This is a genomic window from Mesorhizobium sp. M7A.F.Ca.US.005.03.2.1 (assembly GCF_003997795.1).
Classification (GTDB): Bacteria; Pseudomonadota; Alphaproteobacteria; order Rhizobiales; family Rhizobiaceae; genus Mesorhizobium; species Mesorhizobium ciceri.
The window spans coordinates 1-6,004 of record NZ_RZRP01000370.1; the positions used below are offsets into that span (position 1 = coordinate 1).

Genomic DNA, 6,004 nt, shown 5'->3' on the forward strand with positions numbered 1-6,004 from the left:
CAGGGCATTGACCGTCCCGGCGCGCAACCGAATCCGCCCGTCGACCAGGGCGGGAACGCCTGCAAAGCTCTTCGCGACATTTTCGGCGCTGAGGAGAAGCGGCGCGGTGGCGCCGTTCTCGTTGGTGATAGCTTCGTTCTGCGTCATCTTCCCGTCCTCCTCGGGATGAGATGGTGCGGGCGCTTGTCGGCCCGCAGCCCTTTCGTCTTCAGGCAGCCTTGTTGATCTCGGCCCGGCGCACGGCTTCTTCCCAACGGCTTTCGATGAAAGCCTTGGCATGCGCGGCGAGCGGATTGTTGTCGGTCCAGGTGTCGCGCCAGATGCCGCACACACGCGACAGGGCTTCATCGACGATGGCGCTGGAGAAGCTCTCGAAGGTGACGTCGCGATTGTGGAAGCCAATGTCCACCAGCGCGGAAAAGATGCTCGCGAAATCGATCGTACCGGTGCCGAGATAGCCGCGGTAGTTCTCGTTGAAGTGGAAATAACCGAGCTTGTCCCCAGCCAGACGGATCGCTTCGGCCTGGCTCGCCTCTTCGATGTTCATGTGGAACGTGTCGAGATGCAGGAAGACGTCGTCGCGGCCGGTGTCCTTGATGAACTTCAGGCCTTGCGCGGTCGTGTTCAAGAGGTTGGACTCGAAGCGGTTCACCACTTCCAGAACGATCTGCACGCCGCTATCCCTGGCCACCTCGGCGGTCGCGGCGATGGCGTCGGCGCTGTTCATCCAGCCGGTTCGTGTGGGCAGCCCGTCATACTTGCCGTGCATCGAATAGAGAATGCCGCCCAATCGGATGCCGCCGATGTCGCGGACCGCCTTGACCGCGTCGGACAAGAGCGCCTTTCCCTTGGTGACCACGGCCTTGTCCTCGCTCGAGACGTCCGCATCCGCCGACAGGCCCATCGTGACCACGATCTCGATGTCCAGTTCCTTGGCTTGCTTCGCCAGGCGGTCGAGGTCGAATTTCTCGGGCCGCAGATAAGCGAACTCGATCAGCCGGTAACCATGATCCGCCGACTTGGCGAGTGCCATTTCCAGGCCCTCCTGGGTCAGGCCGTTTGTCCAGACAAATGAATGGATACCAAGACGCCGCATTCAGATCCTCCGATAATTAGGTTTGCATGTTAAAGATACAAACTTGATCCCTGAATGCCTAAAATTCAGCTCCAGCGCAAGAGGAGTTGTGGCATTGGTCGGCGCGAGCCAATCATGCTGGATTAAAAAAATGCGGAAAAACAGACAGTTGAGGGGCATCATGGAGGTGCGAGAAAATTTTCTCTGACCCATGCGAGAAACGGGATATGCAGCTTTTGACAACAAATATCCCATCACTTGCGCAGACCGAGCGGCATGGACCGTCGCTCGGCGAGATGCAAGGCGAATGCGGAACGAGCAGAACCCGGTCCAACGTTCGTCAGTTCCTGCCAAGGCATTCGCTTGGGACCAGCCGGCGGACGCCCGATCCTCCGGCTTGCCCAAGCGCGCACCCGGACGCGGCGACGCGAAAACCCTCAGCCGGGAAACAGGTCCAGGATCGACGACAGACGGTTGGCACTGAGATCGATGTCGCTGAGCGGGCCGCCGCTGGGGAGATAGCCAACCACGAACAGACCGGCGGCCCGTGCGGCCTTGGTGCCGGTGCGGCTGTCTTCCACAGCGACGACGGATCCCGGAGCTATGGCGAGCTGCCGGCAGGCCTCGCGATAGGGCGTTGGGTCGGGTTTGCCGACCGTAACGTCGTCGAGGCTGATTGTGAGGCTCATATGGTCGAGCACGCCGAGCGCATCGAGATTGGCATTGACGACTTGCCGGCCGGAATTTGACACGCAGACCTGCGGGATGCCGCGGTCAGCCAGGGTCCGGATCGTCTCGACCGCCTCGGGGATCGGGATGGCGTCCGCCCGGTTGGCGACGTAGTGGGCATTGATGGCGGCGAGCCACTCCGCCTGGTCAAGCCCGACTGGGAGGCGCGGACGCAGCATTGTCCAGACGTCGCCCATATGGATGCCGCGAAAGGCTTGGTCGGGCAGGTCGTCAAGATCGACGTTCCAGTTGCGGCAGCCGGCGAGGAGAGATTGATGATGCAACGGCTCGCTGTCGATCAGCGTTCCGTCGATGTCCCAGGCGACGGCGCGATACATCACGATGGCGATCCAGCTTTGGTCGCGCCAGGAGCCGATAGGCGTGTATAGAGATCGCGATAGCGGCGGTAACCGTCGCGGTAGATGTCGGCCTTTCGCGGGTCGGGATGGAGCCGGTCGGCGAAGCTGACGAAACCGGAAACGCCCGACCAGTCGTCGGTCAGGCCGGTGCCTATCGCCGCCGTCCAGGCAGCGCCGATGCAGGAGCCGGGGTGCCCGGTCAGGCGTTGGACCGGCTTTTGCAAGACATCCGCGACAATCTGCATCCAGACCTTGCTGCTTGAGCCGCCGTCGGAGGCGAGATAGCGCTCGGTCCGATGGCCCATGTCGTTGAGCACCTCGACATGATGCGCGATGGCAAAGGCATAGGCCTCGAGCAAAGCGCGCCAGACATGGCCGATATCGTGCGAAAGCGTCAGGCCGTCGATCACGCCGCGGGCCGCTGGATCATGGATCGGCGTCTTCTCGCCAAGGAAATAGGGCAGGATGATGAGGCCGTCGGCACCGGCGGGACGCTCTGCCGCCAGCGCATCGAGCCGCTGGTGTACGGAAATACCCTCGGCCTGTGCCGCGGCCATCTCGCCGCCGGCGAAATTGCGTACGAACCAGTTGAGGGCGGAGCCGCCTGTCGACATGCAGCCATTGGGCATGAACAGGCCCGGCACCAGGTGATAATCGAGATACATGCGCGGATCGGGCTTGATCTGATCGGTAGCGATCAGGATATCGACCGAGCCGCCGAATTTCAGGAGGACATCGCCCGGCTTGGCGACGCCGGCGCCAAGCGCGGAGGCGATCATGTCGGCTGCACCGCCGACGACCGGTGTCCCCGCCATCAGGCCGGTCTCATCGGCGGCCTTCGCCGAGACGGAACCGAGGATCTCATGCGAGGCGATCTTTCGTGGCACGGCCGAGCGCGGTATGTGCGCGAGCGCCACCAGATCATCGTCGATCCGGTGCGTCGAAACATCGACGAAGCCGGCCTCCAGCGCCCAGTTCTGCTCGACCGCACGTTCGCCGGTGAGGCGCCAGTTGATATAATCGTAGGAGCCGAAAACGGTGGCGATGCGGCCGAACACCTCCGGCTCGTGACGCTCAATCCAGCGCAGCTTTGCGGTGACGAGCTGTTGGTTGATGCCGTTGCCGGCCTTGGTGATGAAAGCCGTCTCATCGCATTCGGTCCGCAGTTCGGCCACTTCGGCGCCACAGCGGCCGTCGCTCTGCTGGATGCTCGGCCGCAGCACTTCGCCCTTCTCGTTCAGAAGAACGACCGCCGGCAGCATGCCGGTGGTGCCGACCGCCACGATTTCCTCGGCCTTGATGCCGCTGGTCCTGAGCAACTCCTGCACGATGCCGCGGACATTGGTCCACCATTGCGCGGGATCTTCCTCGGCCCAGCCCGCATGCTCGGAGTGCAGCGTGACGGGGCGCGAGGCGAGGCCCAGCACCTGATCGGGAAGCCGGATCAGGATGCCGATCGTCGAGGTGGTGCCGATATCGAGACCGAGAACGAACGCCATGTCGAATCCATTGAAATGCTGGGAAGGGCAGGCGGGCGAAACCTGTCTGCCTCGTTGTGTCGCACTGCTCGATGCCAGTCGATCATTCCGGCCGCCGGCCTGCAACGATCGATATGATCACCGCGAGCCGGCGCGATGGCCGGCATCGCCGTGGAAGCCGTCCTCAGCGCAAAGTGGCGACAACATCCATGAAGCGCTTGACCCGATCGCCGTCGACGGCGTTCCAGGTATTGCCATCGATCTTGAAATGGGTCCCGATCACGACGCCGCTCGCCAGCGAAAGGACGTCGCGGACATTGTCGATGTTCACGCCGGTGTTGGCGAAGACCGGCACGTCCTTGATCGTCTCGCAGACGCTGCGCAGGTGGGACTGGTCGGCCGGCTGGCCGGTGATCGGACCGGAGACGAGGATCGCGTCTGCCATCGACGAGAACACCGCGCTCTTGGCACGCAATTCAATCGGGCGCTGGTCGAGCGAGTGTGCGAACTCGGCATTGATGTTGAAGAGAAGCTTCATGTCGTCGCGACCAAGGTTGTGCCGCAGGCGCGAGGCGGCGGCGCAATCGGGCTCCCACAAGCCCATATCGGAAGCGAACAGGCCGGTGAAGATCTCGCGCACGAAACGGGCTCCGGTGGCGGCTCCGATCGCGACGCTGGCAGTCGGATCCCAGAGATAGTTGACGCCAAACGGCACTTTCAGCTCGGGCTTCACCGCCTGGACGATGGCAGTCATGGCGGCAATGCCCTCGGGCGGCGCCTTGAAGACATAGGGGCGGTCGTTCTCGTTGCCGAACATGATGGCATCGACGCCGCCGTTCTGCAGCTTGCGGATGTCGGAGAGTACGCCATCGATCAGCTTGTCGAGGCCGCCATCGGCATCATAGAGGGGCGTTCCCGGCAGGGCACCGATATGTGCCATCGAGATGACAGCCTTCTTCTTGTCGCCGAAAAATTCAAATACCATCGAGTCTTCTCCTTGGGGATAAAGTGAAATGGCGCGCCTCAGTCGCGCGTCAGTGGCGGCGCGATGCGCAGGTCGACCTTGGCCGCGGCGAGCGCCGCGACGATCTTGGCCGGCGGCTCGGCATCGGTGATGAGGATGTCGAAGTCCGACAGTGGCGCTATCCGCACCAGCGACATGCGCAGGAATTTGGCGGAATCGCACAGGACGATCTTGGTGCCTGACCGCCTCAGATAGGCGCGCTTCATATCGGTATCATCGAAGGAATAATCGAAGAGGCCGTCCGCTGTGATACCGGAGACGCCGATCACGGCGACATCGAACCACAGCGCCTCGAACTGGGCGATGGCCGCAGGCCCGCCGGTCGACATCTCGTCGGCCCGTACGCGGCCGCCGGCAACATAGACTTCGGGCACACCGCCATTCAGCGCCGCCGCGATCCTGAGGCTGTTGGTGAACACCTTGGCGTGCGGAAGGTCCCTGAGGTGCTCGGCCATCAGATAGGTGGTGGTGCCGACATCCAAAGCGATCGTGCGGTATCCCGAAACCAGCGCGGCCGCGGCCGCGGCAATCGCGGCCTTCGGGTCGCGGCGCTGGCGCAAGCGCGAATCGAAACTCGGCTCTTCGCTGTCCATGGCGACCAGCGGCGGGTTGTCGGCCTCGATCGCGCCGCCATGGATTCGGACCAGCCTACCCTCGCGTTCCAGTTCGACGAGATCGCGGCGGATCGTCATGTCGGAAACGGCAAGTTCGGCCGCTGCCGCGGCGACGGTGAGCGACCCCGTCCGGCGCAGCAAAGCCAGGATGCGTGCCTGCCGGTCGTGCGCGAGAAGGCGCTGACGATCGGCGTCGCGCGGTGCGCCATGCGGCGATGTCTCAGGAAGGGTGGTGTCGTCTGCCATCGATGTATCCGGTGGGTAAGCCGCCGACGAAGCGGTCTGCTGATCTTCACACTACCGCATGATCAAACATTTTCAAACAAAAATATGTTTGCAGTGTTCGATTTTATTGGTATGCATCTCGATATCAACAAAATGCGTTCCGCCATCAAGCAGAGAGAATACGACCATGCCGGCTGTCTCCGTCACGCCTCCCGTGCTTGCCGAACTCGCGGGCAAGCGAGCCTTCGTGACGGGCGGTGGCGCGGGGATCGGCCGGGCGATCGCGACCGCCCTGACGCGGCAGGGCGTCGCCGTGGCGATCGGCGATCTGGATCCCAAGGCGGCACGTCAGGCGGCTGAGGAAATTGGTGGCGGTGCCGCCGCCGTCACGGTCGATGTCCGCCGCCGCGATTCCGTCGAGGCGGCCTTTGCCACCGTACTGGAAGCGCTTGGCGGCTGCGACATCCTGATCGCCAATGCCGGCGTGTCCACCATGCAGC

6 protein-coding genes are annotated in these 6,004 nt (G+C 63.1%); 1 reads left to right on the forward strand and 5 read right to left on the reverse strand.

Annotated elements, in window-relative coordinates; all coding sequences use genetic code 11:
- Window positions 1-208: 208 nt before the first annotated feature.
- The 5 genes from EN991_RS20165 to EN991_RS20185 form a co-directional block, all read right to left on the reverse strand.
- The gene (locus EN991_RS20165) at window positions 209-1,096 is read right to left on the reverse strand and encodes a sugar phosphate isomerase/epimerase family protein (protein WP_013530264.1); all 888 of its coding nucleotides are present in this window, start codon (window positions 1,094-1,096) and stop codon (window positions 209-211) included.
- A 416-nt stretch (window positions 1,097-1,512) separates the two neighbouring features.
- Entirely contained in the window at window positions 1,513-2,142 is a 630-nt protein-coding gene (locus EN991_RS20170) for an HAD family phosphatase (protein ID WP_127369386.1), read from the reverse strand.
- Window positions 2,142-3,662, reverse strand: coding sequence for an FGGY-family carbohydrate kinase (locus EN991_RS20175; RefSeq protein ID WP_127369387.1), 1,521 nt, complete (start codon window positions 3,660-3,662; stop codon window positions 2,142-2,144). Before EN991_RS20175 ends, EN991_RS20170 begins: the two co-directional genes overlap by 1 nt.
- A 163-nt stretch (window positions 3,663-3,825) precedes the next feature.
- Entirely contained in the window at window positions 3,826-4,626 is an 801-nt protein-coding gene (locus EN991_RS20180) for a BtpA/SgcQ family protein (RefSeq protein ID WP_064994611.1), read from the reverse strand.
- 38 nt (window positions 4,627-4,664) lie between these two features.
- Complete coding sequence (locus EN991_RS20185) at window positions 4,665-5,525, reverse strand: DeoR/GlpR family DNA-binding transcription regulator (protein ID WP_063170084.1); 861 nt, start codon at window positions 5,523-5,525, stop codon at window positions 4,665-4,667.
- A gap of 166 nt (window positions 5,526-5,691) precedes the next feature.
- On the opposite strand from EN991_RS20185, the gene EN991_RS20190 reads away from it, so the two are divergent.
- On the forward strand, window positions 5,692-6,004 hold a 313-nt coding region (locus tag EN991_RS20190; RefSeq protein WP_127369388.1), incomplete at its 3' end, for an SDR family NAD(P)-dependent oxidoreductase.